27 protein-coding genes are annotated in these 26,808 nt (G+C 43.0%); 5 read left to right on the plus strand and 22 right to left on the minus strand.

Annotated features, from left to right (window positions below; translation table 11 throughout):
- The 13 genes from rbfA to MTO98_RS00660 all read right to left on the minus strand — a co-directional run bounded on the left by rbfA (position 1) and on the right by MTO98_RS00660 (position 10,716).
- A complete protein-coding gene (gene rbfA / locus MTO98_RS00600; protein ID WP_090532309.1) occupies positions 1-378 on the minus strand; it encodes a 30S ribosome-binding factor RbfA in 378 nt (125 codons plus the stop codon).
- 100 nt (positions 379-478) lie between these two features.
- Entirely contained in the window at positions 479-844 is a 366-nt protein-coding gene (locus MTO98_RS00605) for a hypothetical protein (protein ID WP_243484579.1), read from the minus strand.
- A gap of 15 nt (positions 845-859) precedes the next feature.
- Positions 860-2,086, minus strand: coding sequence for an FtsX-like permease family protein (locus tag MTO98_RS00610; RefSeq protein ID WP_243484581.1), 1,227 nt, complete (start codon positions 2,084-2,086; stop codon positions 860-862).
- A gap of 63 nt (positions 2,087-2,149) precedes the next feature.
- Entirely contained in the window at positions 2,150-2,788 is a 639-nt protein-coding gene (locus MTO98_RS00615; RefSeq protein WP_243484583.1) for an MBL fold metallo-hydrolase, read from the minus strand.
- 58 nt (positions 2,789-2,846) lie between these two features.
- Entirely contained in the window at positions 2,847-3,350 is a 504-nt protein-coding gene (locus MTO98_RS00620) for a DUF2199 domain-containing protein (protein WP_243484585.1), read from the minus strand.
- A gap of 4 nt (positions 3,351-3,354) precedes the next feature.
- Positions 3,355-3,879: a Uma2 family endonuclease gene (locus MTO98_RS00625; protein WP_243484587.1), complete on the minus strand. Its 525-nt coding sequence runs from the start codon at positions 3,877-3,879 to the stop codon at positions 3,355-3,357.
- Between the two features lie 631 nt (positions 3,880-4,510).
- Positions 4,511-5,140, minus strand: a complete 630-nt coding sequence (locus MTO98_RS00630) for a SprT-like domain-containing protein (protein ID WP_243484589.1) — start codon at positions 5,138-5,140, stop codon at positions 4,511-4,513.
- A gap of 40 nt (positions 5,141-5,180) precedes the next feature.
- Complete coding sequence (locus MTO98_RS00635) at positions 5,181-5,420, minus strand: hypothetical protein (RefSeq protein WP_243484591.1); 240 nt, start codon at positions 5,418-5,420, stop codon at positions 5,181-5,183.
- A 39-nt stretch (positions 5,421-5,459) separates the two neighbouring features.
- Positions 5,460-7,574, minus strand: a complete 2,115-nt coding sequence (feoB, locus tag MTO98_RS00640; protein WP_243484593.1) for a ferrous iron transport protein B — start codon at positions 7,572-7,574, stop codon at positions 5,460-5,462.
- Positions 7,575-7,585: 11 nt separating this feature from the next.
- Positions 7,586-7,801 carry a ferrous iron transport protein A gene (locus MTO98_RS00645; RefSeq protein WP_243487970.1) on the minus strand — a complete coding sequence of 72 codons (216 nt, stop codon included), beginning with the start codon at positions 7,799-7,801 and terminating at the stop codon, positions 7,586-7,588.
- A gap of 692 nt (positions 7,802-8,493) precedes the next feature.
- The gene (locus MTO98_RS00650) at positions 8,494-8,892 is read right to left on the minus strand and encodes a VanZ family protein (RefSeq protein ID WP_243484595.1); all 399 of its coding nucleotides are present in this window, start codon (positions 8,890-8,892) and stop codon (positions 8,494-8,496) included.
- Between the two features lies 1 nt (position 8,893).
- A complete protein-coding gene (gene gcvH, locus MTO98_RS00655) occupies positions 8,894-9,274 on the minus strand; it encodes a glycine cleavage system protein GcvH (protein WP_243484599.1) in 381 nt (126 codons plus the stop codon).
- A gap of 464 nt (positions 9,275-9,738) precedes the next feature.
- The gene (locus tag MTO98_RS00660; RefSeq protein ID WP_243484601.1) at positions 9,739-10,716 is read right to left on the minus strand and encodes a tetratricopeptide repeat protein; all 978 of its coding nucleotides are present in this window, start codon (positions 10,714-10,716) and stop codon (positions 9,739-9,741) included.
- A 110-nt stretch (positions 10,717-10,826) separates the two neighbouring features.
- On the opposite strand from MTO98_RS00660, the gene MTO98_RS00665 reads away from it, so the two are divergent.
- The 3 genes from MTO98_RS00665 to MTO98_RS00675 all read left to right on the plus strand — a co-directional run bounded on the left by MTO98_RS00665 (position 10,827) and on the right by MTO98_RS00675 (position 13,534).
- Positions 10,827-12,038 carry a serine hydrolase gene (locus MTO98_RS00665; protein ID WP_243484602.1) on the plus strand — a complete coding sequence of 404 codons (1,212 nt, stop codon included), beginning with the start codon at positions 10,827-10,829 and terminating at the stop codon, positions 12,036-12,038.
- A 184-nt stretch (positions 12,039-12,222) separates the two neighbouring features.
- A complete protein-coding gene (locus MTO98_RS00670; protein WP_243484604.1) occupies positions 12,223-12,537 on the plus strand; it encodes a YbaB/EbfC family nucleoid-associated protein in 315 nt (104 codons plus the stop codon).
- A 319-nt stretch (positions 12,538-12,856) separates the two neighbouring features.
- Positions 12,857-13,534: a metal-dependent hydrolase gene (locus MTO98_RS00675; RefSeq protein ID WP_243484605.1), complete on the plus strand. Its 678-nt coding sequence runs from the start codon at positions 12,857-12,859 to the stop codon at positions 13,532-13,534.
- Between the two features lie 201 nt (positions 13,535-13,735).
- Here MTO98_RS00675 and MTO98_RS00680 read toward each other — a convergent pair whose 3' ends face one another.
- The 7 genes from MTO98_RS00680 to MTO98_RS00710 form a co-directional block, all read right to left on the minus strand.
- Positions 13,736-13,921: a hypothetical protein gene (locus tag MTO98_RS00680; RefSeq protein ID WP_243484607.1), complete on the minus strand. Its 186-nt coding sequence runs from the start codon at positions 13,919-13,921 to the stop codon at positions 13,736-13,738.
- Positions 13,922-13,993: 72 nt separating this feature from the next.
- Positions 13,994-15,256, minus strand: a complete 1,263-nt coding sequence (locus tag MTO98_RS00685; RefSeq protein ID WP_243484609.1) for a glucose-1-phosphate adenylyltransferase — start codon at positions 15,254-15,256, stop codon at positions 13,994-13,996.
- Positions 15,253-16,677 (minus strand): glycogen synthase, encoded by a 1,425-nt coding sequence (locus MTO98_RS00690; RefSeq protein ID WP_243484611.1) that lies wholly within the window; start codon positions 16,675-16,677, stop codon positions 15,253-15,255. Before MTO98_RS00690 ends, MTO98_RS00685 begins: the two co-directional genes overlap by 4 nt.
- Before the next feature lie 533 nt (positions 16,678-17,210).
- Positions 17,211-20,018, minus strand: a complete 2,808-nt coding sequence (polA, locus tag MTO98_RS00695) for a DNA polymerase I (RefSeq protein WP_243484614.1) — start codon at positions 20,016-20,018, stop codon at positions 17,211-17,213.
- 286 nt (positions 20,019-20,304) lie between these two features.
- Positions 20,305-20,865: a DNA-3-methyladenine glycosylase I gene (locus MTO98_RS00700; protein ID WP_243484616.1), complete on the minus strand. Its 561-nt coding sequence runs from the start codon at positions 20,863-20,865 to the stop codon at positions 20,305-20,307.
- Positions 20,858-21,472 carry a biopolymer transporter ExbD gene (locus MTO98_RS00705; protein ID WP_243484618.1) on the minus strand — a complete coding sequence of 205 codons (615 nt, stop codon included), beginning with the start codon at positions 21,470-21,472 and terminating at the stop codon, positions 20,858-20,860. The genes MTO98_RS00700 and MTO98_RS00705 overlap by 8 nt, the downstream gene beginning before the upstream one ends.
- A gap of 89 nt (positions 21,473-21,561) precedes the next feature.
- Positions 21,562-21,906 carry a carboxymuconolactone decarboxylase family protein gene (locus MTO98_RS00710; protein WP_243484620.1) on the minus strand — a complete coding sequence of 115 codons (345 nt, stop codon included), beginning with the start codon at positions 21,904-21,906 and terminating at the stop codon, positions 21,562-21,564.
- A gap of 113 nt (positions 21,907-22,019) precedes the next feature.
- Here MTO98_RS00710 and MTO98_RS00715 point away from each other — a divergent pair, with 113 nt between their 5' ends.
- A complete protein-coding gene (locus MTO98_RS00715) occupies positions 22,020-22,397 on the plus strand; it encodes a glyoxalase/bleomycin resistance/extradiol dioxygenase family protein (RefSeq protein ID WP_243484622.1) in 378 nt (125 codons plus the stop codon).
- 60 nt (positions 22,398-22,457) lie between these two features.
- Complete coding sequence (locus MTO98_RS00720) at positions 22,458-22,817, plus strand: VOC family protein (protein ID WP_243484624.1); 360 nt, start codon at positions 22,458-22,460, stop codon at positions 22,815-22,817.
- 133 nt (positions 22,818-22,950) lie between these two features.
- Here the strand turns inward: MTO98_RS00720 and MTO98_RS00725 are convergent, their stop codons facing one another.
- Together MTO98_RS00725 and MTO98_RS00730 are read right to left on the minus strand one after the other, a co-directional pair.
- Positions 22,951-24,168: a DUF3999 family protein gene (locus MTO98_RS00725; protein WP_243484627.1), complete on the minus strand. Its 1,218-nt coding sequence runs from the start codon at positions 24,166-24,168 to the stop codon at positions 22,951-22,953.
- The gene (locus tag MTO98_RS00730; protein WP_243484629.1) at positions 24,161-26,557 is read right to left on the minus strand and encodes a DUF2339 domain-containing protein; all 2,397 of its coding nucleotides are present in this window, start codon (positions 26,555-26,557) and stop codon (positions 24,161-24,163) included. Before MTO98_RS00730 ends, MTO98_RS00725 begins: the two co-directional genes overlap by 8 nt.
- Positions 26,558-26,808 lie beyond the last annotated feature (251 nt).

Consider the following 26,808-nt stretch of genomic DNA (forward strand, 5'->3'; position numbering starts at 1 on the left):
TTAATTTTCTTCGGTATCGGGCTGGCGTTCTTCTTTGCTGATCTTATCAAAGATCTTGTCCATGCGCTCAACGTATTCGCTGGTATCGTCAACAAAAAATTCAAGCTGAGGGATGATCCTCACCTGGTCTTTGATCCGCGCGCCAAGTTTGTACCTGATCTCTGAAGCATGTGATTTGATGGTATGCAAAGCGGTTTGCACATTAGGGTTGCCTAAAAAGCTTAAAAATATACGGGCTATGGCCAAATCGGGCGTTACGCGTACCTTGGTTATGGTTACCAGGGTATTGGGCAAATAATTCATGCCTTCGCGCTGAAAAATAGCTGCAAGGTCTTCCTGTATTACTCCGGCAAATTTTTGCTGACGTTTTGATTCCATTGGTTATTAGTTAACGCCGATAAGGCAGATGAGTGTTTAATGCTTAATGCAAAAGCCTAAGTTATTGTTTTGGGCTTTTATTAACAATGCCGGCAGGGTGTTAATTACACACGTCCTGCGGGATCTCTTTGGTTATTTTTACTACTTTTTTTACAACGAGGGTACTATCATATTCAGACCCCATGCCTGCTTTGCCCGATTTTGATTTGATCCCTTCAACTTCTACATAAACCGGCTCATAGGGTTTTTCGAAATTAAGCTGTGAGTATTGCAACTCAAGCTGGGCCGAACTGTCAACAGCCCAGAATTCCTGCCCGCTGTCGCAATCTTTAAATGATTTTATCTCCGGGCCGGCACTGTACAAGCCTTTGTAAAGGGTAACCTCGTCCTTTTTATGGGTATCATTATTACATGCGTAAACAGCAATAACAACAAGCAGCAAAACAAAAATTCTGATGTATCTCATACCCATTTAACAAATTTACAAATCCTGTTTGATTTCATCCAATCCTTTAATACTTAAACGGGCGCTAATGCCGGCCGCAATTACCGAAATACCTCCAACTGTTAACAGCACCAGGCCAAAATCTTTGATCTTAAGATCAATTGGGTATGCATCCAATACGGTCATTTGTGCCCCCATTTTAATCCAGCCATAATGCTGCTGCAGCAGGCAAAAAATAGTACCCAGTACAATGCCGATAATACACCCCACGGCGGTAATCATCATCCCCTCGAAAAAGAAGATGCCCTGGATCATGTTTTTATTGGCCCCCAGTCCGCTTAAAATGGCTATATCCTTACGCTTATCTATAACCAGCATGGTTAACGAGCCAATGATATTAAATATTGCGATGATAAGCACAAAGGTAAGGATCATGTACACTGCCCAGCTTTCGTAGTTAAGGGTTTTGTAAAGCTCGCTGTTTTGCTCCTTGCGGTTTTTTACAGTAAAGTCTTTTCCTATTTTATCAACAATGCTTTTTTGCATGGCATCGAGATTGGTGCCGCGTTTAAAATTAAGTTCGAGTGAGGATACATCCACCGGCTGATCGAGCAGGTCGCGCGCAAACTCAATAGGCGTTACAGTTATATCATCAAACTCCTGCTGTATGGCAAATACTCCCGACGGATTAATGCTGCGTGCAACAAATTCGTTGAGGGGATTGGCCGAATTTTCGGCATCGCGCCGGGGCGAAAAGATCTGTATTGATGAAAGCTGATCATGCACATTAATGCCCAGGGTGCGCTGTATGGTAGAGCCGATCACCGCAAAATTTTGATTGCCGCTTTTAAGCGTAAATGAGCCAACGGCTATGGTACTGTCAAGTTGCGGATTTTTTAAAAAGTCATCGCTCACGCCCATCACGGTAACTAAAAAAGGAACGTCGCCATATTTGATCAGGGCTTTTTCCTGTAAAACTTCGGTAAAGGAAAATACATGCGAATCTTTATGCAGCGAGGCAAAATACGGCGTATTAGGATTGAATGTTTTACCCAGTTTGGCCTCTATCTTTATTTCGGGCGTAAAATTGCTGTATAAGGATAGAATAACCTTTTCGAAACCGTTAAACACCGATAGTATGATTAGCAAAGCCGCGCTGCCAATGAGTACGCCCAGCATAGAAATGCCCGAAATGATATTGATAGCATGCATTTTTTTACCCGAAAACAGGTAACGCTTTGCTATGTAAATGGACGTGTTCAAATTGTGTTGGGGGTTATGCGTTCAGGTTTGCCTATGCTGTGTATAACGTTACTATGGTGTTAACTAAGTTAAAAAGGGATTGTTTTGTTTTTCGTAGCCGATGGTTGTTTCGGGGCCATGGCCGGGATAAACGGTAACATCATCGGGCATGGTAAACAATTTTGTTTCGATATTATCGATAAGCAAACCAAAGTTGCCGCCCGGTAAATCAGTACGGCCGATACTTTGCCTGAACAGTACATCGCCTCCTATCAGGATCTTAGCTTCTTTATCGTAAAAACATAAGTGCGCAGGCGAATGGCCCGGCGCAAAGATCAAATGCAGCGTTGTATTGCCAAAATGGATGGTGCCTGTTTCGGGCAAAAACTCATCGGGCATAGGTGATACCTCATATTGAAAACCCATAGATGGGGCATAAGCTACCACGGCTGCCAGTACTTCTGATTCGCCAATGTGGAAACGGGGTTTAAGGCCGTATTGGTCAAACACAAATTTGTTACCTAATACATGGTCAACATGGCAATGGGTATTAAGCAGCATAACAGGCTTTAGGTTATTGCTTTTGATGAAATTAACAACAGCGTTTTGCTCGGGCGCGGTATACATACCCGGGTCAATGATCACGCATTCGCCGGTTTCATCGTACAAAATATAGGTATTTTCCTGGTAAGGGTTATTTACAAATGATATAACTTTTGCCATGCGGTAAAAGTACGGAATAAATTGATTGGGTGATTTGGGTTCAGGAAAATAGGAAAAGCTATTGGCTTTTTAACATGTCCGCTATTCTGCGTTCAGCTTCATCTTTCTCAATGCCATTATAGTAGTCAGTTACAAATGGATGCTCAAAACCTTCATGAGGTACAACCTCGGGCCGCTCATTACCAGCACGGGTATTAACGGTGGTGTGGATAATGAATGTATCTTCATATCCTGGTATATTATTGCTTAGGTATCCAAAATATGATGTTATGTGATTCTCGTTATCGAAGTTATCAGCATAGTCATTATAACTTTTTTCGCTTAGTGAAACCCATATGCCATAGTCTAAATTATTACAATGGCTGTTAACTTTTTGAATTAGAGTAGCTCTAATGAATAAATCTGTTTGATTTTTATAATTGATGATGCAATGATCCGACCCAAGCTCGGCTATGTTATTTTTATCTTCGTTGCTAAGTCTGTAATATGCATACGGTGCATCGAAAGTAAGGGCTGGCCATTCTTCGTGTTCTTTGCCGCAATGGCTGCAGATATAACTCATGTTTTTACAAATTAAAGCTGCACCCCAAAACCGCAGAGGTGATTTTACCGGTGAGTTCATAAGCCAGCTCGTACTGATTGATTTCATTAAAAGCAAACACGATCACCTTCTTGTCTTCAGGATCAATAATGAAATATTCCTTCACGCCAGCCTTTTCATACAGGCTTTTCTTTTTTAAAGTGTCATGGATGCGGTTGCCTGACAATATTTCAAAAACAACGTCTGGCGCACCATGAATGCCATCTTTTTGGATGATGGATTTATTTTCATTGAGGATCACCAGTACATCTGGCTTTAAAACGGATTGTTCCTGTTCAAAATAGACATCAGCAGGAGCATGCAGAATTACTCCTTTTCCTGTTTCATCTAAAAAATTATACAGCAGGGCCGAAAGTTTTACGGAAATAAATTGATGATCGGTGTTGGGTGCCGGGGTCATGATGAGTTGGTTGTACAGCACTTCGCACCTGGTACCCTCGGGCAGCATCCGGTAGATATCGACAGCAGTTGCAGGGATGGTAGTACTCATGTTGTAAATACTTTTATGCTAATTTCGCTAAAACAGCTTAAATAAAAAAGTTTGTGCCTGCACGGTTCAGGGAATCGCTTTTAAAACAAACAGGCGACACGGGGTACCTATGGAGCCGGTTGCAAAAGTAATATGTTGCTATAAACACGATACTCCTAACGGAGTTATAAGATTTAACGGTGACAACCCCGGAGGGCAATGTCATTAAGTTAAGGGAAATCCCCCAGAGGGGGAACAGGTTTGTAGTAATATCATATACCGAAAATAACCGTGCCAGAGGTACGGAACACTCGGAGTTGTGTACCTCTGGCACATTAAGACAAACAAATCTTTAATTTCTACAAACCTTTTGCACCTCTGGTGCAACCTGTCAATCCCTTAACTTAATGACCACCCCGAGGGGTAGCGTGTTTATAGGGAAAATTAAACGAGTTTCAAGGCTCCGTAGGTGCCTCGTGTTCCAAAAGTGATTTCCCTGCTGCGCGGTAAGGAAACCCCATTTAAGTTTGAAAAATTTTTACGAATTGATCGAATTACACGAATTTTAAATTGCAGGTCAATCAAGATTCGTGTAATTCGATTAATTGTGACCTACTTGAAAGGCATTCGTGTATAAATTTTTTTCTTTGATCTACGCCGCTGTAGCTCCCTCAATCAACTCCACCTCGGCTACCGGGCTAAACAAATAAATGCGTTTGGTAGCTACTTCGGTACATTTAAACCGTTTACGCAGCTTTTCATCCTTGCGGAATACCCGGCCGTCCTTCAGTTTAAATAATGCCTTAAGCGGGATCTTTTCAACCGTTAAAATTGCTTCTGACTCTTTTGGCGGGTCGTATTTGCGCAGCGAGCGATACAGGTTCAAATCCGAGCAGCTTGATGCAGCCGGATTATCCAGATAGTTTACGATAGCCTTTTTAACATCAGCAGGGAAAATCTCTTTTTCAAAAAATGGCTGCATCATTTTTTTGAAATTGTTTTTCCACTCTGTTCCGTGGGGTTTGGCTTTTTGCTTATGCTCGTTCCAGGTATGCAGGTGCGCAAATTCATGTACTGTAGTTACCAAAAAAGCATAGGGGTTAAGATCATAATTAACCGAGATCCGGTGACCTTTGCCTCCGTAAGGCGAACGATAATCGCCAAACTTACTGTTGCGGTTGCGCGAAATTTTAAATTCGCATTTGAAGTAGTCGATCCACCGGGCAATAAGCGGGGCCGCTTCTGCCGGAAGATATTTCTCTAAAACTTTTACTTTATCCAATTTTTACCTCAGATCAAAGATAAGAACTTTTGCTTTCTCTTTAATAACTCTCGGGCATGTACAGTGTTGGCTTATTGTCATATCCACCCCAAAATACCCACAATCGTCCACAAAGATCGCATTTTAAAAAGGAGTTCATTTTTGAATATAACTCGTCAGGCTCGATAGGATTAGTATAGCCATCGTATTCGGTATCGGAGATAAAAAGCCATTCGATAGGATTAGGAATAGCCCCGCTAACCTTGATCTCATTTTTGCATTTACAAAGAAACTTGCCCATAATCAATTATAGTACAAGATAGCAAAAAACGAAAGATTTCTACTTCAGCCAGTGATACACAATAAACGATGCCGCGTACGCCAGCAGGGTCATATACGCAAACTGCGCAGCCGGCCATCGCCAGTCTTTAGTTTCGCGGTATACCACGGCCACGGTGCTGGCGCATTGCATGGCGAAGGCGTAAAACATCATGAGCGAGAAGGCTACAGCCAGCGTAAATACCGGTTGACCTGTTTCCGGATTTTTAGCTTCATGCATTTTTTCCTGTACCGATTGCAGTTTGTCGGCATCACCCTCTACGCTGTAAATGGTGGCCATGGTGCCCACAAATACTTCGCGGGCAGCAAAGGAACTGATGAGCGCTATACCTATCTTCCAGTCGAAGCCGAGGGGCTTAATGACTGGCTCAATAACATGACCGAATACACCGGCATAAGAGTTTTCCAGTTTTTCGGAAGCGATAACTTTAGTAAGGCTATCCGGTGTCATGGTTTTGGTGTATTGCGGCTGGGCGTATTGCTTATCTATTTGTGCAAACCTGTCGCCGGGGCCGTATGATTTGAGTACCCATAATATCACCGAAACGGCAATGATCACTTTGCCTGCCTGCAGCACAAAGGTCTTTGAACGGTCATACATGGTAAATATCACGTTTTTCCACCTTGGCATGCGGTAAACGGGCAACTCCATGATAAAGTAGCCACGTTCGCGGGCTTTAAGGATAAACTTCATCACAAAGGCCACAATAACTGCCGAAAAAATGCTGAGCACGTACATGGCCGTGAGTGCCAGCCCCTTCATATTAAAGATCCACCAAACGTTGCGGTTGGGCACTACCAATGAAATCAGCAAGGTATAAACCGGTAGGCGGGCCGAGCAAGCCACCAATGGCGTTACCATGATGGTGATCATCCTGTCTTTCCAGTTTTCAATAGTGCGGGTACTCATGATAGATGGCACTGCGCATGCAAAACCACCTATTAGCGGCACTACCGATTTGCCGTTAAGCCCTACCTTGCGCATTACTTTATCCATCATGAAAGTTACGCGCGACATGTAGCCTGTATCTTCCAAAATAGAGATCAGCGCAAACAGGATAGCTATTTGCGGTATAAATACCAAAACCCCGCTCAAACCGGCCAGTACCCCGTCTATAACGAGACTGCTTAGCGGCCCAGCAGGCAATATTTTGGCAGTACCGGCCTGCAGCCAGATAAACAGATCTTCGATGAGCGACATAGGGTATTCCGACCATGAAAAAATGGCCTGGAATATGAACAGCAAAATGGCGAAGAAGATCACAAAGCCAAATATTTTGTGGGTAAGGATCTTATCTATTTTATTGCTTACGGTTTCATCATGGGCTGTTTCCGGCTTGGTGACAGTATCGTAAAGCAGGTCGTTGATGAAATTATAACGGGCAATGGTTTCTGTAGCCTGCGCTTTTTGCGAATGGAACGCATGCTCCTGCTCCAGTTGCTCAATACGGTCGCTTTCGGTTGTTGAAAGGTAATTTAGTGTTTCATGCTGATGGGCAAGTTGCAGCGCCACATAGGGGTTTTCAACTTGCATCTCCCCTTTTATCTGGGCTATTATGCCCGGGGCTATGCTTTCAATATCTATGGTATCCTGCTGCAGCGGAATGCTGTTGGCAAAGGCGATAGCACTTTTAAGTTTATCAATACCGGTATTTTTCCTGGCGGAGATAGGCACCACCGGTACGCCAAGCTTTTTGGCAAACAGATCGATATTGATTTTGATCCCCGCCTTTTCTGATACATCGATCATGTTAAGCGCCACGATAACAGGGATCTTTAAATCGGCTATCTGGGTATAAAGCAGCAGGTTGCGTTTTAAGTTGGATGCATCGAGGATCACCACAACCAGATCGGGCACCATGCCTTTTGATTTATCGGCTAATACCGAAAATACTATAGATTCATCCTTGCTTTTAGGATAAACGCTGTAAGTACCCGGAAGGTCAATTATTTCGGCTGTGCGGCCATCGGGAAGCGTGGAAAAGCCTGTTTTTTTATCAACAGTAACCCCCGGAAAATTTCCGATCTTTTGATTTAACCCGGTTAGTATATTAAACAGAGTTGATTTACCGGTGTTGGGATTTCCTACAAGTGCAACTCTTATATCGGCTTTCAATGCTTACAAAACTACTGCAAAATGATGGTGGATGCTTCAAACTTACGCAGGCTGAGCTGATAGCCCGATACGCTGATGGCAATAGGATCGCCAAGAGGGGCAATACGCGAAATGCGGACTTCCTCGCCGGGTAAACAACCCATCTCCATCAGTTTTACCGACATTTCGAGATCAGTAAATTCCTTTACGATACCTGTTTCGCCTACTTCCAGTTGTGATAGCCTCATCATTTATAATATAAAACGTAGCAAATGTAATCTTATTTATAATAAATCCAAATAAGATGCGCCATGATGTGCAGATTTTAGATGTGCAGACGTGCAAATGACTTTAGCATGAAATTTGGGTGGAAATTCGAGGGGTTCCGGATGTACAGATTTCAAATGTGCAAATGACTTTTTGATGCCATTGATTTTGCTTTTCTGCTTTTACTGACACGATCCTGTCAGTGTTCAGTTTTTAAAAAACGGGTGTTCAGCTTTTAATTTCTAAAAAATGCAAGCCCTTGATTATCAGTAATTATTTGTTCATGCTTGATGATTCGCTGATAATTGCTGAGATTAAGATATTGATTATCAATGGTGTTTATTTTGAAAAAAATCACAAGTGTTTACACTTTTAAAAGTTGAACACCCGTAAATTAAACAATGATTTTCGCTTTGCCTGATATAGTCTTATAAGCTAAGCCTTCATTTGCACATCTGCACATCTGGAACCTGCACATCTAATTCATCAATCTGCACATTTGCACATTTGGAATCTGCACATCTAATTCATCAATCTGCACATCTAACTTATCATTTGTACACTTGAGCCGGCAGATTTGATTTTTCCAAAATGCGGACAACCGCAGCCTTTATGAAAAATACCGCATGACGAGGCCGCTGTTAATATCAGCGCGCCTAATAAAATAACCAGTTTATTTTTTTTCATTTTTTCCAATCGCCTCAATAGTCAGCATAACACTAAAAACACCCATACAAGCTCCAAGCACATCGCAAAAAAGATCGTTCCAGTCGCCGGTTCGCCAGGTGAAAACAGAGATCTGTAGTATTTCAATCAGCCCGCCAAAAAATATGCTGGTAGCCCATATAATAAACATGCTTGTATACGTAAACCGCCGGGGTTTTTGTTGCCTGATAACGCCAAAGCACACCAGTACAATAAGGGTAAAAAATAAGCCGCAATGAGTTAGCTTATCAAATCCTTCAAAAAACAGGGGCGATTTATCAACCGAATCGAGATGTACCGAGCAAATTATTAAAACAAATAAGGCCCACAAAATAGCGGGCCCGTGATATCTTAAAAACAGCTTCATCTTATACGCCGATAACCGTTTTGTAATCGTCAGCAGATAAAAGTGATTCAACATCTGCAGCATTCGCTACAGTGATCTTAACCATCCAGCCTTCGCCATATGGGTCGGTATTTACCAGGTCGGGTTGATTGTTCAATGCCGGGTTAACTTCGGTTACAGTACCGGTAACTGGCATAAACAGGTCAGATACAGTTTTTACTGCTTCAACAGTGCCAAAAACTTCGTCTTTAGCAACTTCTTTACCTAATGAAGTAACATCAACATAAACAATGTCGCCCAGCTCGCCCTGAGCAAATTCGGTGATGCCTACGGTAGCTACATTGCCTTCAACCTTAATCCACTCGTGGTCTTTGGTGTATTTTAATTCAGCTGGAAAATTCATGTCGTTAAATTTTGTGTGCTCAAAAATAGCAAAACTTTGGTTTTCGCAATTATGGATATGTAAAATATAATGTGTACAATTATTGATGTGCAAATTTCAGATGTGCAGATATGCAAGTTAGTTTTAGCTTTCTGGTTTTACGGATGCCGGGTTTGTTAAATCTACCTGAGGCGGCCGTTCATCTGCACACCGCAAGTGTTCGAAAGCCGCAAATCAGTTGAAAATGGTGCATTAATAAAACCCATGTCATTGCGAGGAGCTTGTACAGGGCTGCGCATGGCGCGACGTGGCAATCTCGTCGGTATGCATAAACGACAAGCTTGTTCGACAGGCATTGGCTACGAGATTGCCGCGCTACGCTCGCAATGACATGCTTTTTTAAGAGATAATTTCATCTTCTTGGTGCCTGCACATCTGTAATCTGCATATTTGCACATCAACTAACATATTTGCACATCAACGAGTTAAAATTTTCTTTCTGCGGATGCCGCCCAATCGTCCAGTGCTTTGCGCTTATCGGTATTACTTTGCAGCCAGGCAGCGGCACCCGCTTTATCGGCACTCAAACTGATCAGCTTAACCGCGGTTGAAAAGTGCGGTGTTTGGGATAGCTTATAAAAGAAAGCTGCATAGTAGTTCCAGAAGAAAGATTGCTTGCCGGTTTTTTCGCCAAGCTTGCCAACCGCAGTAAAAATAGTTTTCAACTGAGTTTCCAGCTGACCGCCCGATGCTGCAACAGCGGTGCTTAATGTTTTATTGAGCAGCAGGGTTTCCGGGTCTGCTTTGGCTGCTTTCAGGTCGCCGCCTTTCAGTAAGCTTTGCAGGTTGGTGTAGGCTTCATCAGCGCGCGGGCCTTCGGGATCAAGGAGCAGGAAACTGCACAAGCCCATCAGCGCAGGTACCCTTTTATTTTGGTGGAAAGTCACCAGGCCATAAAGGCGCTGGCTGTTTGCGTGTTTGGGATCAAGCTTAATAGCTTCAATGGACGCCAGTTCGGCCTCGGCATATTTTTGCGCAGGGAAATAGGCTATCCCTAAATTAAAATATAAGGGCTGATAATCCGGCTTCAACTTGATACCCTGTTGATAAGCCTCAATAGCTTGCTGCGGTTGATGTGAGGCATCGTAAATACTCCCTGTAAGTTCGTAAGCGGGGCCGGTAAGGTCGCCGCCTGTTTTTATTACTTTGTTAAGATAAGGTATCGCTTCAGTACCCTTACCTGAGGCATTGAGGCTGAATGCCAGCTGATAATTAGCCTGTGCATTATCGGGCTCGGAGGCAAGGGCTTCTTTATATTTTTCAATTGCCGCGGCGTAATTTTTTTCGCCGTTAAGCCTGATACCTTCTTTTATAATGCCGTTGACATCCGTATTTTGGGCATGTGCCAATCCTGCCACGAGTGTCAAAGCGATAATTAACAAGCCTTTTTTTAACAAAATCATGCTTAAACTTACTAAAGAGTGCTAACTAACAGAAAATTTTAAAACTTTAATTAATACCTGCTGTATAATTTCTAATTTTCGCATTCGTTTAGTGTGAGATAAATTGCTTTATGAGATTAGTGTACAAAAGCCTGGTAGTGCTTACTGCCCCCCTGTTGCTGTTAGCCTGTTCATCCAAAAATAAAAATAAAGACCAATCGCAGTCGCAGGTTACTGCCAAGCCGCTCGATACCACGGCGCTACTGGCGTACAATCCCAAAAATGCCGATAAAAAGATAGATGCCGTAATGCAGGAGCTGCACCGTACCCGCGGCTTCAACGGCAATGTGCTTGTGGCAAAAAAGGGTAAAATAGTTTATGAAAAAGCCATAGGCTGGGCCGACTACCTGCACCGCGACAGCCTGAAGATCGGCTCGGAATTTGAGCTGGCCTCGGTTACCAAAACCATGACCTCAACCGCTATTTTGCAGCTCATGGAGCGCGGCAAACTGAAGCTGGACGATGATGTTAAAAAGTTTTTTCCGGATTTTCCGTACGATGGCGTAACCATTCGCCTGTTGCTCACCCACCGTTCGGGCATGATGAACTATGTGTATTTTGTTGATGATATCTATCGCAAAAATCATCTGAACCAGCGCAAAGGCCTTACCAATGCCGAGGCCATGAAAATGATAGCCGATAACAAGCCTACCCGTTTCAACGAGCCTAATAAGCGTTTCCTTTATAACAACTCCAACTTTATGGTGCTGGGCTCCATTATCGAAAAAGTAAGCGGAATGAGCTACGCCCAGTTCATGCAGGAAAATGTATTTAAGCCGGCCAGCATGGCGCATACCCATGTTTACTCAAAAGCGGTATATGATAAAATACCGGTAGATGTTGTTGGGCATGACCGCGGCCAGTGGCGTTACTCGGTGGCACAAAACTTTTTGGATGGCCCTGTGGGCGATAAGGGTATTTACAGCACCGTTGGCGACTTGTTCCTGTTTGACCGGGCATTACGTGCCGGATTGCTGTTAAAGCCGGCCACGCTTGATTCGGCCTATGTACCGCGCAACCCCATGGTGCACGGACATTTTAGCTATGGTTACGGTTGGCGTACATTCACCGCACCGGGCCAGGAAGTGATTTACCACACCGGCTGGTGGCATGGCTTCAGGCATATTTACCTGCGCGACATGAAAAATGATATTACCGTTGTGCTGCTTACCAACCTGGCTAATGGCAGCCTGCTTAAACTCGATGACCTGTTTAATACAGTTGGCATGCCTGTTGTACGTAAAAGTGCATATAACGGAAATGGTGATACCAGTGATGATTAATTTTTGAGGAGAGTGGTTGGGATTGGTGAATGGTTGATTGAGTTAATTAGGTGAGTGGTTTTAATAGGAAAAGATGCAAGCTGAAACCTGTTAATTATTCCGCACGTTAATCTAATAAAATCAATTTTTCTATTCATATACCAAACCACTCACCCAATCAACCACTCACTAAAAACTAAATAAAATGTTTGATAAATTAATGGAAGCCCAGCAAAAGGCTGGCGAAATGAAAAAACGCCTTGATGCCATCAGCGTATCGGGTACAGCCGAAGGCGGTAAAATAGTTGTGAACGCTAATGCCAACAAAGTGATCCAGTCGGTTGTAATTGATCCTGATTTTTTAGCGGATGCTGATAAGGAAGAACTGGAAGAATTACTGGTTGTTGCAGTCAATAAAGCCCTTGAGCAAGCCGAAAACATCAGCCAAAGCGAAATGGCTGCCATGACCCAAAGTATGTTCGGTGGCCTGGGCGGGCTTGGTAATATGTTTGGTAAATAAGCTTCATTCTCGAAAGTAGAGGTAAAAAAAATAGTATTAAAGCGTCATTGCGAGTAAGAAGACAACCGACCGAAGGGAGCTCATTAATACCTATAAAAAACAAATTATAATTATTAATAATCCCCGATTAGCAGGTCCTCCCTGTATAGTTCGCGATTGCTTCGTTCCTCACAATGACGCTTTTCTTTCTATAGGCCTTTTTACATGTTAAGGGCTTTATAGCGCTATCTGTTTAAACACCTATTTGTAACTTTTCTGCCATCAAATCAAATCGCTGTGGTAAGTGTTTACTTTTGATCTGATCATAAAACAACATTCTATGAAAACTACTTTTTACGGCCAGTCGGCCCTTGAAATTGTAACTGGCGGAAAGAAATTGCTTTTCGATCCATTCATAAGCCCTAACCCGCAGGCAAAGGACATTGATATTCACAGCATAAAGCCCGATTATATCCTAGTATCGCACGGACATGGTGACCATGTGGCCGATCTGTTGGAAATTGCTAAAAGCAGTGGCGCAAAGGTGATCTGTATTGCTGAAATTGCCGGATGGCTTGGTACCAAAGGCATTGAAAATGTACACGGAATGAACATTGGCGGTGGCTTTAACTTTGATTTTGGTCGCGTTAAAATGGTAAACGCTGTGCATTCAAGTACCTTGCCTGATGGGTCGCCAGGCGGTAATCCTGCCGGCTTTGTTATTTATGCTGAAGGAAAGGCAGTTTATTTTGCAGGCGATACTGCACTTACTTATGATATGAAGCTGCTGGAAGATGACAATCTGGATTGGGCATTTCTGCCTATCGGTGATAATTACACCATGGGTGCGGATGATGCTATAAAAGCTGCTGCTTTCATCAATTGTAAAAACATCATCGGTGTTCACTATGACTCATTCCCGGTTATTAAAATTGATAAGGATGAGGTAGCTGAAAAGTTTATCAAAGCCGGTTTAAATTTGAAATTACCTGCTATTGGTGAGACGATAGAGTTGTAAAATTAACCATGTCATTGTGAGGAGGAACGACGCGGCAATCTCGTAGCCATGCCTAACGAACATGCATTGGCTACGAGATTGCCGCGCTTCGCTCGCAATGACATACACTTTTTTCAAACGCAAACAGCCCCGGCATTTTGCCGGGGCTGTTTGCGTTTTGATACCACCGGACTTAAAACTTCCGGCTTCCTACTTAAAGACTTATTTCTTCCTCATCTTCATGGTGTCTTTTTTCATGATGGTATCTTTTTTCATTTTCTTGGTTTTCTTCTTCTTGGTAGTATCAGTTTGCATAACGCCTTTTGATGGGCGAACTAATGTGCCATGAGCGAAAACGCTGCTGAAAGAAATCGCTGCTAAAGCGATCATACATAGTGCCTTTTTCATAGTTGATTATGTTTTAGATGGTTAGTAATATCTATAACAAATTAACTATGGTTTGTTTTTTTTATTTTTTAATTAAATAACTGTACCACTTGGTATTATAGCGCGTTTCTTAACTACAACAATGCCGTCTTGCACAGTATGGGTGCCATAATCGCCATCTTCAAGCTTTTCGCCGCAATTGATGATTACGTTGTCGCCGATGTAAGTATTTTTATCAATGATGGCGTTTAAGATATGGCAATTATCGCCTATCCCCATGATTGGTGAACCGCTTACTTTCGATTCGGCAATCTCCTCAAGCGTTTGGTAATTGTCGCTACCCATTACATAGCAGTTTTCGATAATGGTATTTACACCAATACGGGTACGGATACCTATTATTGAGTGAGTGATCTGCTTAGCGTTGATGATACAACCATCTGCAACTATGGATTTCTCCATCAGCGTACCTGATATTTTTGATGGCGGCAGCATGCGTGCACGGGTGTAGATCGGGTTTTTATCAAACAGGTTGAATTTTGGAATATTGTCGGTTAACCCAAGGTTTGCCTCGAAAAATGACGGGATAGTACCGATATCTGTCCAGTAACCTTCATACTGATAGCTGGCTACACGGTGGCCTTCAATTGATTGCGGAATAATCTCTTTACCAAAATCGGTACGCTCATTGCCTTCAAGCAACTCATACAGCAATTTACGATTAAAGATGTAAATACCCATTGATGCCAGGTAAACACGACCTTCTGCCTGCATCTCCGGACTAACTTCTGAGGCCCAGCTTTCAAAATTGCTTTTCGGCTTTTCGATAAACGAGGTGATCATGTTGTTTTCATCCGTTTTCAGGATGCCAAAGCCCGGTACATCGGCTGCATCAACAGGGATGGTGGCTATGGAGATTTCGGCATTGGTTTCGATATGATGGTTGATCATATCTTCAAAATCCATCTGGTACAATTGATCGCCTGAAAGGATCAGTACATACTCAAACTCATGCACAGCCAGGTGGTGTAAGCTTTGTCTAACAGCATCGGCAGTACCCTGAAACCAGGCCACGCTCGACGGCGTTTGCTCTGCTGCAAGGATATCAACAAAAGCATCACTAAAACTACTGAAGTGATAAGTGTTTTTGATGTGTTTGTTTAACGATGCTGAGTTAAACTGCGTTAACACATAAATACGCGTAATACCCGAGTGCAGGCAGTTTGAAATAGGGATATCAACCAAACGGTATTTACCCGCAATTGGTACTGCCGGCTTTGACCGCGTTGCGGTAAGCGGTGATAAGCGGCTGCCCTGGCCGCCACCGAGCACAATGGAAATTACTTTGGATGTCATATAGTTAGTTTTAAGCTTTCGTATAGTTCGGTGTATTGTTGTGTTGAGCGTGCCCAGGAAAAATCAAGCGCCATCATTTGCTTGCGGAGCTGCTGCATTTTTGCGCTATCCTGGTAAAGTTGTTTGGCCCTGAATACCGAATGGCAGATATCCTGCACACTGGCTTGTACAAAGCGGATGCCGTAGCCTCCTTCATCGCCAAAGTCAATAACAGAATCTTTCAGGCCTCCGGTAGTACGTACAATAGGCATGGTGCCGTAGCGCAGCGCATATAGCTGGTTCAGACCACAAGGTTCTACGCGCGATGGCATCAACAGGAAATCAGCTCCGGCATAAATGAGGTGTGCCAATGACTCGTCGTAGCCAATAAATACATTGCAATGTTCGGGGTATTTATTTTTGAGTTGAAGCAGGGCCAATTCATTTTCCTTATCGCCTGCGCCTAATATTACGAAGTTAACTTCGCCCTCGTTTTCGAGCAGGCTGCGCTCAATGGCAGCAGGCAACAGGTCGGCACCTTTTTCAACAACCAAACGGCCAATAAAGGTGAACAATGGCTTTTCGGGATCAAGCTCAAAGCGTTTACAGATGGCCTCTTTATTGGCTTTTTTGCCCTTAGCCAGTGTTTTAGCCGAAAATTTGTTTGGGATCATCGGGTCGGTTTGTGGGTTCCAAACCTCGGTGTCGATACCGTTCATGATACCGTAACCCTTTGCCCGTTCAATATAAAACAGGTATTCCAGTCCGTTTGAGTTGTAGGTAAGTTCTTCCAGGTAAGTTGGAGATACCGTTGTATAACGCCAGGCGCACTTAACAGCTGCTGCCAATGGGTTAATACCTCCTGCCCAGTCAAGCAGGCCTGTTTTGGTCAGATCGATCTCCGGTAGTAAGGACAGCCTGTCCCAGCCAAAGGCACCGTGATACTGGCCGTTGTGTATGGTAAATATGGTTGGCGTATTAGCCAGCCTTGTATATAGTTTTGAATGATAAAGCAAAAAAGGGACTAAACCCGCATGATGATCATGGCAATGGATCAGATCTGGCGTTTGCTGCGAATAGCTGATCCAATCTAAAAAAGCCAGCTGAAAGGCCATGAACTGGTCGCGCTCATCGGGGTAGCTGTAGATATTTTCCCTGTCGAGCAGGCCGGGGATCTTTACCAAATAAAGCTCAAAACCGAGTTTATTGGTTTTCTCTTTCAATATCTCGAAGAAAAGGCGGCGGTTGCCAAGAAGGGTTGCCGCAGCAAAAACAATCTCAAATTCGTTTTCCTGGGTAAACTTACGGTCGTAAAAAGGCATAACAACAGCCGCCTGCAAACCTGCAAGGTTCTGGTACTTAGGCAATGCGCCAACAACATCGGCAAGCCCGCCAACTTTGGCAACGGGATAGCACTCGGCACTCAAATGGTATATTTTCATTCAGGTTTTATTGGCTCAATTTAAGCAAAGATTACCAAAAGAGAAACCTATGAGAATTAATATAGTTTTGAAAAATTTAGATAAAAAGCACTGAAATTTTATTATCGTTAAGATGTTATAGTTGTAAAAATGATAGGAAAAAGGGCGAGGCTGAGTATGGGTTAGTGTATTATGAAAGGAAAAGAATGGTCTTATAATTGCAAAATGCATCATAAATTATAAATATGTCATTGCGAGCGCAGCGTGGCAACCGCACGGAAGCATAGCCGCCCTGTATAGTATGCGATTGCTTCGTTTAACTTGCGAACATTTATAACGAGTGCTTAACATGGTTCGGCGATTGTATCGCCCGGTGAGCGTTTTAAACGCAAACCCACATTAAACACTCGTTAGAAACGAGCGCAAGGAGCTCCCCTCTTAGGTGTTGTGTATCTGCTTTATTTCCTCAACGCAGATACACACCCCTGCTTTCGCTCTTTCCTGCCTCGCCCCCTCTCAAGAGGGGAATTAATAAAACTCCGCCTTCAGGGCGATTAATGCGCCTCCAGCCAGTTTAAGCCTGTTCCAATCTCCACCATGATAGGTACCTCGGTTTTAATGGCGGTTTTCATGTTGTGCATAATGATTGGCTTTACAATTTCCACTTCATGATGTGGTACGTCAAACACCAACTCGTCATGTACCTGCATGGTCATGCGGGTATCCAACTTTTGGGCTTTCAGTTCGCGGTGGATATTGATCATGGCTATCTTGATCATATCAGCAGCCGAACCCTGTATAGGTGCGTTTATCGCATTTCGCTCGGCAAAGCCACGAACAGTTGCATTGGCCGAATTGATATCACGCAGGTAGCGGCGGCGGCCCATCAGCGTACACACATAACCGTTTTCACGGGCAAAGTTCATGGTATCGCTCATGTATTGCTTAATACCGGCAAACTGGATAAAGTATTGCTCAATGATCTCGGCTGCTTCCTTACGCGGAATGCCCAGGCTTTGTGATAAACCAAAAGCCGATTGTCCGTAAATAATGCCGAAGTTAACAGCCTTGGCGTTGCGGCGCTGATCGCTGGTTACCTCATCCAACCCGATGCCATAAACGTTGGCAGCTGTTGCCGTATGGATGTCATGGTTGTCGATAAAAGCCTGCATCATGTTAGGATCCTTGCTGATCTCTGCTATAATGCGAAGTTCGATCTGCGAATAATCCGCAGATACAATGGTGTGACCGCTATCCCTTGGGATAAAAGCTTTCCTTACTTCGCGGCCGCGTTCGGTACGGATAGGGATGTTTTGCAGGTTAGGGTTAACGCTGCTTAACCGGCCTGTTGCAGCAACGGCCTGGTTGTATGATGTATGTACCCTGCCTGTTTTAGGGTTCACCATCTGCGGCAGCGCATCTACATAAGTCGACTTTAATTTTTGCAGCTGGCGGAAATCAAGGATATCACGTACAATATCGCTCTTGGCGGCTAACGAAAGCAAAACGTCTTCTCCTGTTTGATACTGGCCTGTTTTGGTTTTTTTTGCTTTAGGGTCGAGCATCAGTTTCTCAAACAACACTTCGCCCAATTGCTTTGGCGATGCGATGTTGAATTTTACACCTGCTTTTTCATAAACCGTTTTTTCGTACTGGGCAATGTCCGTTTCCAGTGTTTTGCTGAAATCGCGCAGGGTATTATGATCTATTTTTACGCCCTCGTACTCCATGTCGGCCAATACGTAGATGAGCGGGTGCTCTATCTCGTTCACCAGCTTTTCGCCTTCAACTTCTTTTAGTTTGGGCTCAAAAACATTTTTAAGCTGTAGGGTGATATCGGCATCCTCGGCGGCGTATTCTTTTATCTTTTCAAATTCTACATCGCGCATATTGCCCTGGTTTTTGCCTTTGGCACCAATAAGCTCGGTTATGGAAACAGGTTTATAGCCCAGGTAATTTTCTGACAGGATATCCATATTATGGCGAGTATCCGGATCGATGATGTAATGGGCCAGCATGGTATCAAACAGGATGCCTTTTACTTCAATGTTGTACCATTTCAGCATCAGGATATCAAACTTAATGTTCTGCCCTATTTTGCCGATGCTCTCATTTTCGAGGATCTCCTTAAACTCGGTAACTATGCTTTGTGCAGCAACCTGATCGGCAGGAACTGGTACATACCAACCCTCTCCCGGTTTAACTGAAAATGATAAGCCTACCAGTTCGCAATAATTAGGATCGGTACCGGTGGTTTCGGTATCAAAGCAAAATGTTTGCTGTTGTGCTAATATCTTGATGAGCTCGGTACGTTTTTCAATCGTATCGGCCAGGTGATATTCATGTGGTGTATTGTTGATGTTTTTGGCGGCAAGGGTGAGCTCTTCACGAATGTCTTCTACATCAACCGCCATCGTGGTACGACCGGTGGCCGTTGGGTTGCCAAAAAGATCGATCTGGGTACCGGCGGGCTTTAACTCGGTTATGCTGAAATCATCGCCAAACACGCGCCTGCCTAAAGTACGGAACTCTAATTCGGCAAAAAGCGGTTCCAGTAATTCTTTACTTGGGGCGCATACTTCCAAACCTTCCTCATCCAGTTCAACAGGAACGTTTAGCAATATCGTAGCCAGCTTTTTGGACATAAGCCCCTGCTCTTTAAACTGCTCTACATTTTCGCGCTGTTTGCCTTTAAGCTCGTGGCTATGCTCAAAGATATTCTCCATTGAGCCGTATTGCTTAATAAGGGTTTTAGCTGTTTTTTCGCCAATGCCGGGAATACCCGGGATACCGTCAACAGCATCGCCCCATAAACCGAGGATATCGATCACCTGGTCAACACGCTCAATTTCCCATTTGGCCAATATCTCTTTAACACCCTGTATTTCCATCTCGTTACCCATACGGGCCGGTTTGTAAATGAAAATATTATCTGATACCAATTGGCCAAAATCCTTATCGGGCGTCATACAGTAAACGGTATAACCTTTTTGCTCGGCTTTCTTAGCGAGGGTACCGATGATATCGTCGGCCTCGTATCCGTCGGACGTAATAACCGGGATGTTAAAACCTAATATGATTTTTATTACATAGGGTAAAGCTTTCGCCAGATCTTCGGGCATGGCTTCGCGATGTGCTTTGTAGCCTTCAAAATCGGTATGGCGTTCGGTTGGTGCTTCGGTATCAAATACTACAGCCATGTGGGTGGGGGCCTCTTTTTTCAAAACATCAAGCAGGGTATTGGTAAAACCCATCATTGCCGAGGTGTTTAACCCATTTGATGTAAAGCGGGGTGTTTTACTTAAAGCAAAATGCGCCCGGTAAATAAGGGCCATGCCATCCAAAAGAAATAGTTTTTTCATAGTCTATGATTACACCGATTGATTAGGCGATTACACTGATTTTATTTTTTGGGATTACACCGATTGATTTATGATTACACTGATTAAAAAAGGGTGATTATAAACCAATTACCCAATATTAAGCTAATGAAATCAAGTGATCGATGCGATTTTCTCGTTTCAAAAATACAATTAATGTTGACGAATAATTGTTATTCCTATCTCTAAAATCAAACCCAATCAATATTCAGCTATCGAAAAAATCGGTGTAATCATTTTATAATCTGTGTAATCCCGGGAAATAAAATTATTTGAAACTGCAAGTCGGAATATGGTCATTCACCATGCCGGTGGCTTGCATAAAGGCATAGCAAATAGTAGTGCCAAAAAACTTAAAGCCGCGTTTTTTCATGTCTTTGGCAATGGCGTCAGATTCCGGACTGGTGGCAGGCGTTGAGTTGGAATGGTTCATGATCGCTTTACCATCCAGCATAAAACTGTACAGGTATTTATCAAAGGAGCCAAACTCTTTTTGAATGCCGATAAACAATTGAGCATTGCTGATAGACGTTTTTATTTTAAGACGGTTGCGGATGATACCTTCGTCCTGCATTAATCTTTCAACATCTTCATCATTAAATGCAGCCACTTTCTGCAGATTAAAATTGGCGAATGCCTTACGGTAACCTTCACGACGGCGTAAGATGGTGATCCAGCTTAACCCGGCCTGTGCCGACTCAAGGATCATGAATTCGAAAAAGGTATCATCATCATGAACTTCTTTGCCCCATTCTTCGTCGTGGTATTTAATGTATAGTTCATCGGTGCCCGGCCAGTGGCAGCGGGTTATTTGGTCGGGTTTACTCATAATTTGTTTGTTTTAAATTGGTAAGCAGCGAAAATTTGTTAATGCCCTGATCCTGTAATATTCTTATCACCTTTTTAATGACCGGATATTCGGTTTTTTCATCTGCCTTGATGAAAAAGCGGAGTTCCTGGTTGTTTGTTAAAAGACTTGCTTTTTTTGATTCGTAGATCCAATTGGCGAGGTCGTTATTGCCTTTTTCAATAGGGATACCGGGTTGAAGGATTGGGTTGGATTTGAGCGGATCATACTGTGTTAAATGTTCTTTTAATTCGTACACCGGCACCCCGATATAATCCATTTTAGCAAATTCAGATAGCTGAGCTGATGAAAATGGAACGTGATAGCTTTCTCCGATTTGCTTCAATGTTTGCTGACGGATGCCGCTGGGAAAAAGCGAGAACATTATTTTGTGCTGAGTAATAATTATAACACCTTCATTTCCGCCTCCAAGCTGGCAGCCGTAGTAAGTCGACAAAGGCACGTTCACCTGCACCGGATCAACCCTTTTCCATGCAAAAATAAAAAAGCATAACAGCAAGAATGCTACGTCGCATAAAGCTGAAGTATCTATCGAAAAATGTTTTCTGCGGGATGTTGTTTGGTACATAATACAGGCGGTTTAAGGTTAAGTGAAGATAACTTTTAAACTGCAAAAAAGCACTTTTATTACAAGCATGTAAACCTGGATCAGGATGATTATTGCCCATTCAACTCGTCCCAGTACTCTACGGCTCTGCGGTAATGCGGAATAACAATCGAACCGCCCACCAAATTAGCTATCATAAAGATCTCGTTCATTTCATCGTGGTTAACGCCGGCTTCGTGGCATTTGCCCAGATGATATTTGATACAGTCGTCGCAGCGTAAAACCATGCTGGCTACAAGGCCAAGCATTTCTTTGGTTTTTACATCAAGTGCACCTTCGGCATAGCTGGTTGTATCAAGCGCAAAAAATCGTTTAATATTGGTATTGGCGGTTTCCATGATCCTGTCGTTCATCTTAGAACGGTAGGCGTCAAATTCTTCTACAAGTTTTCCCACGGTACGTGTGTTTATTAATAAAATATTTAGGCTAATTAAGCTAAAATATTTAGCATTTAAAAGAATGGATTGTTATTTTTATGGCCGTTAACCAAATTTTTTACGCACTGATTATGGAAAGTTTATCACCCAACATTTTTGTGAATGACATCAACCAAACCATCGGCTTTTATGAGCTGCTGGGCTTCAAAGTTGCAATGAGTGTACCCGAAACCGGTACAGATCTTGTTTGGGCCATGATGACCAATGGCAGCGTTACCATGATGTTTCAAACTTTTAGCAGCCTGGCCGATGACCTGCCGGAGATAAGCCGTGTTGATGGCGGCTCATTGCTGTTATATATTAACCTTAAAAATATCTGCGCTTTTTTTGAGGAAATAAAAGATAAGGTTGCCGTATTAAAAGGTCTTGAAACCACCTTTTATGGCGCTACCGAATTTTCAATAAAGGATAATAATGGCTATGTGCTTACTTTTGCCGAGCACGAATAATTAACAGGTTAAAGACAATTATTAAAAGTCTCCCCTTTAGGGGAGATTTAGAGGGGCTCTATGATCAACTTTAAACGCGCCGACCATATCCAGGTTTGTGTTCCGTTAGAACGGCTGGAAGAGGCAAGGATTTTTTACACAGATGTTGTGGGATTGAAGCGGATAGAACGCCCTGCATTTAATTCGAAAGGGTATTGGTTTCAGATAGCTGATATCCAGCTGCACTTAAGTACCGAAGATGCTTTGCCCCGCACATCGCGGCACACCGCTTTTGAGGTTGCCGATATAGCTGAAGCCCGACGGCATTTAGAAGGCTTCGGTGTTGAGTTTTGGGAAGAGCCGGTGATTCCGGGCCGCACCCGGTTTTCATTCATTGATCCGTTTGGGAACAGGATGGAGTTATTGCAGTTTACGGAATAGTTTCATCGTACAGCCGAAGCGGCAAAAATTTAGGTCGTTGCGAGGAGGAACGACGAAACAATCGCATATTATGCAGGGCGGCTATGCTACATGTGGTTGCCTCGCTATGCAAATAACGTGATTTTAATAAAGCCTACTTCTCCCCCTCTTGCTTCTTTACCTCCCTTGTCATTTTCAAAGTCAAAAACAAGAGCAATCCTAATGAAACTATGATCGCAACCCAAATCAATATGGTATAATCCTTTCCGGCCGGTTTGGCAGTTACAGCATAGTTTGTGTTTTTAATAACAGTATCGTGTTTAATAACAGGCGTATTCCCCCTGATGCTATCAGCAAAAAACTTAAGGTCGTACTCAGGCGTCATGGCCAATGAATCACCTGCCAGGAACTGGTAGCTTTGTTTAGCCTCCAGGTAACTGATCAGGTATTCGTCGGATTGGTAGGCTTTGGTCCCTCCGATACTCAGCGGCTGGTTATCGCCGTTATTTATCTCTATCAGCAGGTGGCTGGTTTTAGCGGCTATCAGCAGATCAGGAGCCTTGTCTGATGATAGCTCAGCCTCGCTAAGCAGGTCTTTACCGTTGTTCACAAACTGGTAAACCGTAACCCCGCGTTTATAATACCTCGGCGCACTGATATCTAAATGCAGCTTGTTCACCTGGTAATTATCGTTCAGTTTAATGTCAATAAAGGTAGTTTTGTTGCTATCCGCGCGGATAACATTTACAGGTGCAATGGCCGTGTAGTTCTGAGCTGCAGACGCGTATTCGGTATAAATGCCGGCTTGCAAAAACTTAACCGGGGTTTTGTTTTTATCGTTTACCTGGATCTTTAAATAGCGGTAATTGCTTGCCGGGAAAGACAGCAGTTGCTGGTAAGTGCCCTCGCTGTTTTGTACAGCCTCCTGCAGCGGAATATCTTCCTGAATAGCAAACCACTGGTTTAGGTCATCACTACCAAGTAAGTTCACTTTACGCTTTACGGCTGTGTTTTGCAATTTCACCCACAAGCGGTCAAGCACCAGCCCGGTTTTATTTTCGATGATGAAAACGGTACTGGTATCGGTTTTAGGCGTGTTATTTACCTCCGGGAAAACAACGAAGCTTTTCTGGCTTTTTTGCGGCAGGCTACCCGCCTGTATATAAGGCACAAAGTTGCCTTTCGCATCTGCAATGCGAATGTCTGACAGATCGGGTTTCGCCTTAGCTACCAGCGCCGGTTGCAAGCCAATTCGGTAAAAGCCGGTGCTGTCTATCTTTTGCAGCGTGGCTTTATATTTAAAATTTTTTTGTGCAGATGCCGGTAATATAACCCCGCAAAGCAGCAGTATAAAAAGTGTTAGCCTATTCATTTTTTTTAGCTTCATCATCGGCAATGGATTTTTTTGCTGTTCGCTGGTACATAAATGCTACAATGAGGAGCAGTACCCCCAAACAAAAGAAAGCGGCTATTTTACCCCAAACCGGGATGTTTTTAATATCGAACAAAAATAATTTTAATAAGGTAAGCGAGAACAATGTTAACGATGCCACCCGCATTACCCGCAGCTTGTACCTCATGCCCAGCCACATCAGCGCGAAGGAAAGCAGTCCCCATAATACCGGCAAACCTGTTTTTACATATACGGTTTCTATTTGATTGATAGGATTTGCTTTGCTGAAGAATAGCAGGTTGCTCATCAGGCTTACCTCAAAGCTTAAAAATAAAACAACACCGGCGCTCAGTATCCAGGTGAATACTTTCTTCAGTCCTTCGTCCATCGTTTGCTGGCACAGGCGGATCACCCTGTAAAATAGCAAGCCTGTAAATACAGCTCCTATCCAATGTGCCATAAAATGGCTTGTTGATGGTTTGCCGCCTTCAAGCATTAAATGCTGCAATGAATAATATTGAGGAGTAAGTACCAGGTAAACTATTACGCAGATGAGCAGGATGGTCAATTTCACGCCGCCTGCAAAATTGATGACCTTTATTTTAGGTGATATTGTATAATAGATAAATACAAACACTGGTGTATAAACCATTACATATAAAATATTAAGCCCGGTATCCGGGTAATGGTTCAGGAACTGATGGTTGATCTCCAGCAGGCCGCTTAAAAATAAAAGTACAAGTGCCGCTACTCCAAAAAGTTGTTCGGTGAAAACTTCGGTATGAGCCTGTTTGGTTGCGTCCCTTTTAACCAATACCGAAAGTAAAAATGAACTGATGGCAGCAAATACCATAGTTATGAACCCTTTATTAGCTATTATGGTAAAGCTTTGGCTATAATTTATATAAGTTTGATACAAGTCCATAACCAGGCTTAGCAACATGGCTATCCATAAAATAACTGACGTGAATTTCATCAGTTGTATGCCCGAGCGCAGGTATAACCAGTAAAGCAGTACTGTTTCCGACGCCCAGAAAATGGTAATGTTATTGCCGTGCAGCTGAATAGGCGCAGCTAATGAAATAAAGGTTAGCGTAATGCCAATAAGCAGGTACAGGATGTTGGTATCCACCTTACGGTTGCGGAACAGGATGTACGATAACACCAGGTTTACTACAGCCAAACTCACGCAAAATAAACCGCGGTACTGCTCATCATGCATCATAGTTAACAGGTACAGGCCGGCAGCAAAGTATAAACCTGTATTAATAAGCAGGATGCTGAAATCGGAAGCAATGAATTTTTTGTTTTCCCTTACGTTGTTGGCTATGTTGATGACAAAGTAAAGGGCGTAAAAAATACTGGCGTAAATAAACCCGAAATGATAGGTAGGTGGTGTAAGGGTATACAGTACAGTTGAAAAAACAATAACGGTAAAACCGAACGATACAATGTTAAGTATCCGCCATGCTTTGTAGTAAGCGATAATGAGCAGGCCGGTATTTAATATCAGCAGGTAAATGAACAGGCCGTTATAATTAGCGCTGCCATTGCTCACCATAAAAGGACTGGCAAAACCGCCAACCAAAGCAATTACAGCCAGTTCCTGCTTATCATACAATAAAGAAAGCAGCACTGCAAAAATGGTGATCACAATTAAAATGATGAACGCCGTTGTTTGGTTAAATAAATGAAATTGCTGAAAGGCCAGCGTTATGGTAAAGTAAAATACCGCCAAACCGCCGCCTACAAGCACCGAGCTGAATGCCTTATAGCTGTTGCGGAGTGCATGCGCAACAGCTATTAAAATACCGCCGCAAACAATGCCTATACCAACACGGCCAACTAAGCCAATCCAGTCATTATCAATAGCGTATTTCACAAAGAAACCGATGGCGAGTACCAGGATGGCTATACCTATTTTATTGATGAGGTTTTCGCCGATGAATTTTTCGAGATCGGGATGGCGCTCAAAGAATGACGGTTTGGGTTCTAAAGGTTTGGACGGTTCAAAATCGCGTGTTTTTATAGGGCGGTTGATAAGGGATAAACTATCCTCAATAACTTCGGGTTGCCTTTCAATTTTGGGAGGTGTAATTGGCTGTGGTTTTATCTCGGCCTCAACCTGTGGTTGTGGTTTTTCAACAAAAGGCTCGGGTATAATAGGGATAACCGGTGGCGGCGGGATGATTGCCGCTGCAGGTTTAACGTCTTCAGTTGGTGGCTGAGCTTTCTTAAACTGCTCAATAAGGCCTTTTAATTCAAATATTCTAAATTCAAGTTCCTTGATCTTATTGTTTAAACTGCCCTTGTGGTTCAGCATCATAATAATGACCACCACCAATAAAAAGACCGCTAATACATCCATAGTTTTAGGTTTTGTAAAAAATAAAGATAACGGAATTATAAAATAATCTGCTATCGGGGTAGATAACGATTAATAAACCCTTTTAAAATGAGCCGATTTAATAGAAAGAATTTTCACACGAATTGATTTTCAAATCGGCCACAATTAATCTAATTACACGAATTTCAAATCGACACTAATAAAAAATTCGTGTAATTAGATTAATTCGAAAAAAATCGTGTAAAAATTTTTACCTGTTCCTTGGAAAACAG

It is taken from the genome of Mucilaginibacter sp. SMC90, assembly GCF_022811725.1.
Lineage (GTDB): Bacteria > Bacteroidota > Bacteroidia > Sphingobacteriales > Sphingobacteriaceae > Mucilaginibacter.

Coding starts and splice junctions, on each gene's coding strand:
- rbfA (WP_090532309.1), bottom strand. CDS start 378: ATGGAATCAAAACGTCAGCAAAAATTTGCCGGAGTAATACAGGAAGAC.
- MTO98_RS00605 (WP_243484579.1), bottom strand. CDS start 844: ATGAGATACATCAGAATTTTTGTTTTGCTGCTTGTTGTTATTGCTGTT.
- MTO98_RS00615 (WP_243484583.1), bottom strand. CDS start 2,788: ATGGCAAAAGTTATATCATTTGTAAATAACCCTTACCAGGAAAATACC.
- MTO98_RS00620 (WP_243484585.1), bottom strand. CDS start 3,350: ATGAGTTATATCTGCAGCCATTGCGGCAAAGAACACGAAGAATGGCCA.
- MTO98_RS00625 (WP_243484587.1), bottom strand. CDS start 3,879: ATGAGTACTACCATCCCTGCAACTGCTGTCGATATCTACCGGATGCTG.
- MTO98_RS00635 (WP_243484591.1), bottom strand. CDS start 5,420: ATGGGCAAGTTTCTTTGTAAATGCAAAAATGAGATCAAGGTTAGCGGG.
- MTO98_RS00645 (WP_243487970.1), bottom strand. CDS start 7,801: ATGAGGCTATCACAACTGGAAGTAGGCGAAACAGGTATCGTAAAGGAA.
- MTO98_RS00650 (WP_243484595.1), bottom strand. CDS start 8,892: ATGAAGCTGTTTTTAAGATATCACGGGCCCGCTATTTTGTGGGCCTTA.
- gcvH (WP_243484599.1), bottom strand. CDS start 9,274: ATGAATTTTCCAGCTGAATTAAAATACACCAAAGACCACGAGTGGATT.
- MTO98_RS00660 (WP_243484601.1), bottom strand. CDS start 10,716: ATGATTTTGTTAAAAAAAGGCTTGTTAATTATCGCTTTGACACTCGTG.
- MTO98_RS00665 (WP_243484602.1), top strand. CDS start 10,827: ATGAGATTAGTGTACAAAAGCCTGGTAGTGCTTACTGCCCCCCTGTTG.
- MTO98_RS00670 (WP_243484604.1), top strand. CDS start 12,223: ATGTTTGATAAATTAATGGAAGCCCAGCAAAAGGCTGGCGAAATGAAA.
- MTO98_RS00675 (WP_243484605.1), top strand. CDS start 12,857: ATGAAAACTACTTTTTACGGCCAGTCGGCCCTTGAAATTGTAACTGGC.
- MTO98_RS00680 (WP_243484607.1), bottom strand. CDS start 13,921: ATGAAAAAGGCACTATGTATGATCGCTTTAGCAGCGATTTCTTTCAGC.
- MTO98_RS00685 (WP_243484609.1), bottom strand. CDS start 15,256: ATGACATCCAAAGTAATTTCCATTGTGCTCGGTGGCGGCCAGGGCAGC.
- MTO98_RS00690 (WP_243484611.1), bottom strand. CDS start 16,677: ATGAAAATATACCATTTGAGTGCCGAGTGCTATCCCGTTGCCAAAGTT.
- polA (WP_243484614.1), bottom strand. CDS start 20,018: ATGAAAAAACTATTTCTTTTGGATGGCATGGCCCTTATTTACCGGGCG.
- MTO98_RS00700 (WP_243484616.1), bottom strand. CDS start 20,865: ATGAGTAAACCCGACCAAATAACCCGCTGCCACTGGCCGGGCACCGAT.
- MTO98_RS00705 (WP_243484618.1), bottom strand. CDS start 21,472: ATGTACCAAACAACATCCCGCAGAAAACATTTTTCGATAGATACTTCA.
- MTO98_RS00715 (WP_243484622.1), top strand. CDS start 22,020: ATGGAAAGTTTATCACCCAACATTTTTGTGAATGACATCAACCAAACC.
- MTO98_RS00720 (WP_243484624.1), top strand. CDS start 22,458: ATGATCAACTTTAAACGCGCCGACCATATCCAGGTTTGTGTTCCGTTA.
- MTO98_RS00725 (WP_243484627.1), bottom strand. CDS start 24,168: ATGAATAGGCTAACACTTTTTATACTGCTGCTTTGCGGGGTTATATTA.
- MTO98_RS00730 (WP_243484629.1), bottom strand. CDS start 26,557: ATGGATGTATTAGCGGTCTTTTTATTGGTGGTGGTCATTATTATGATG.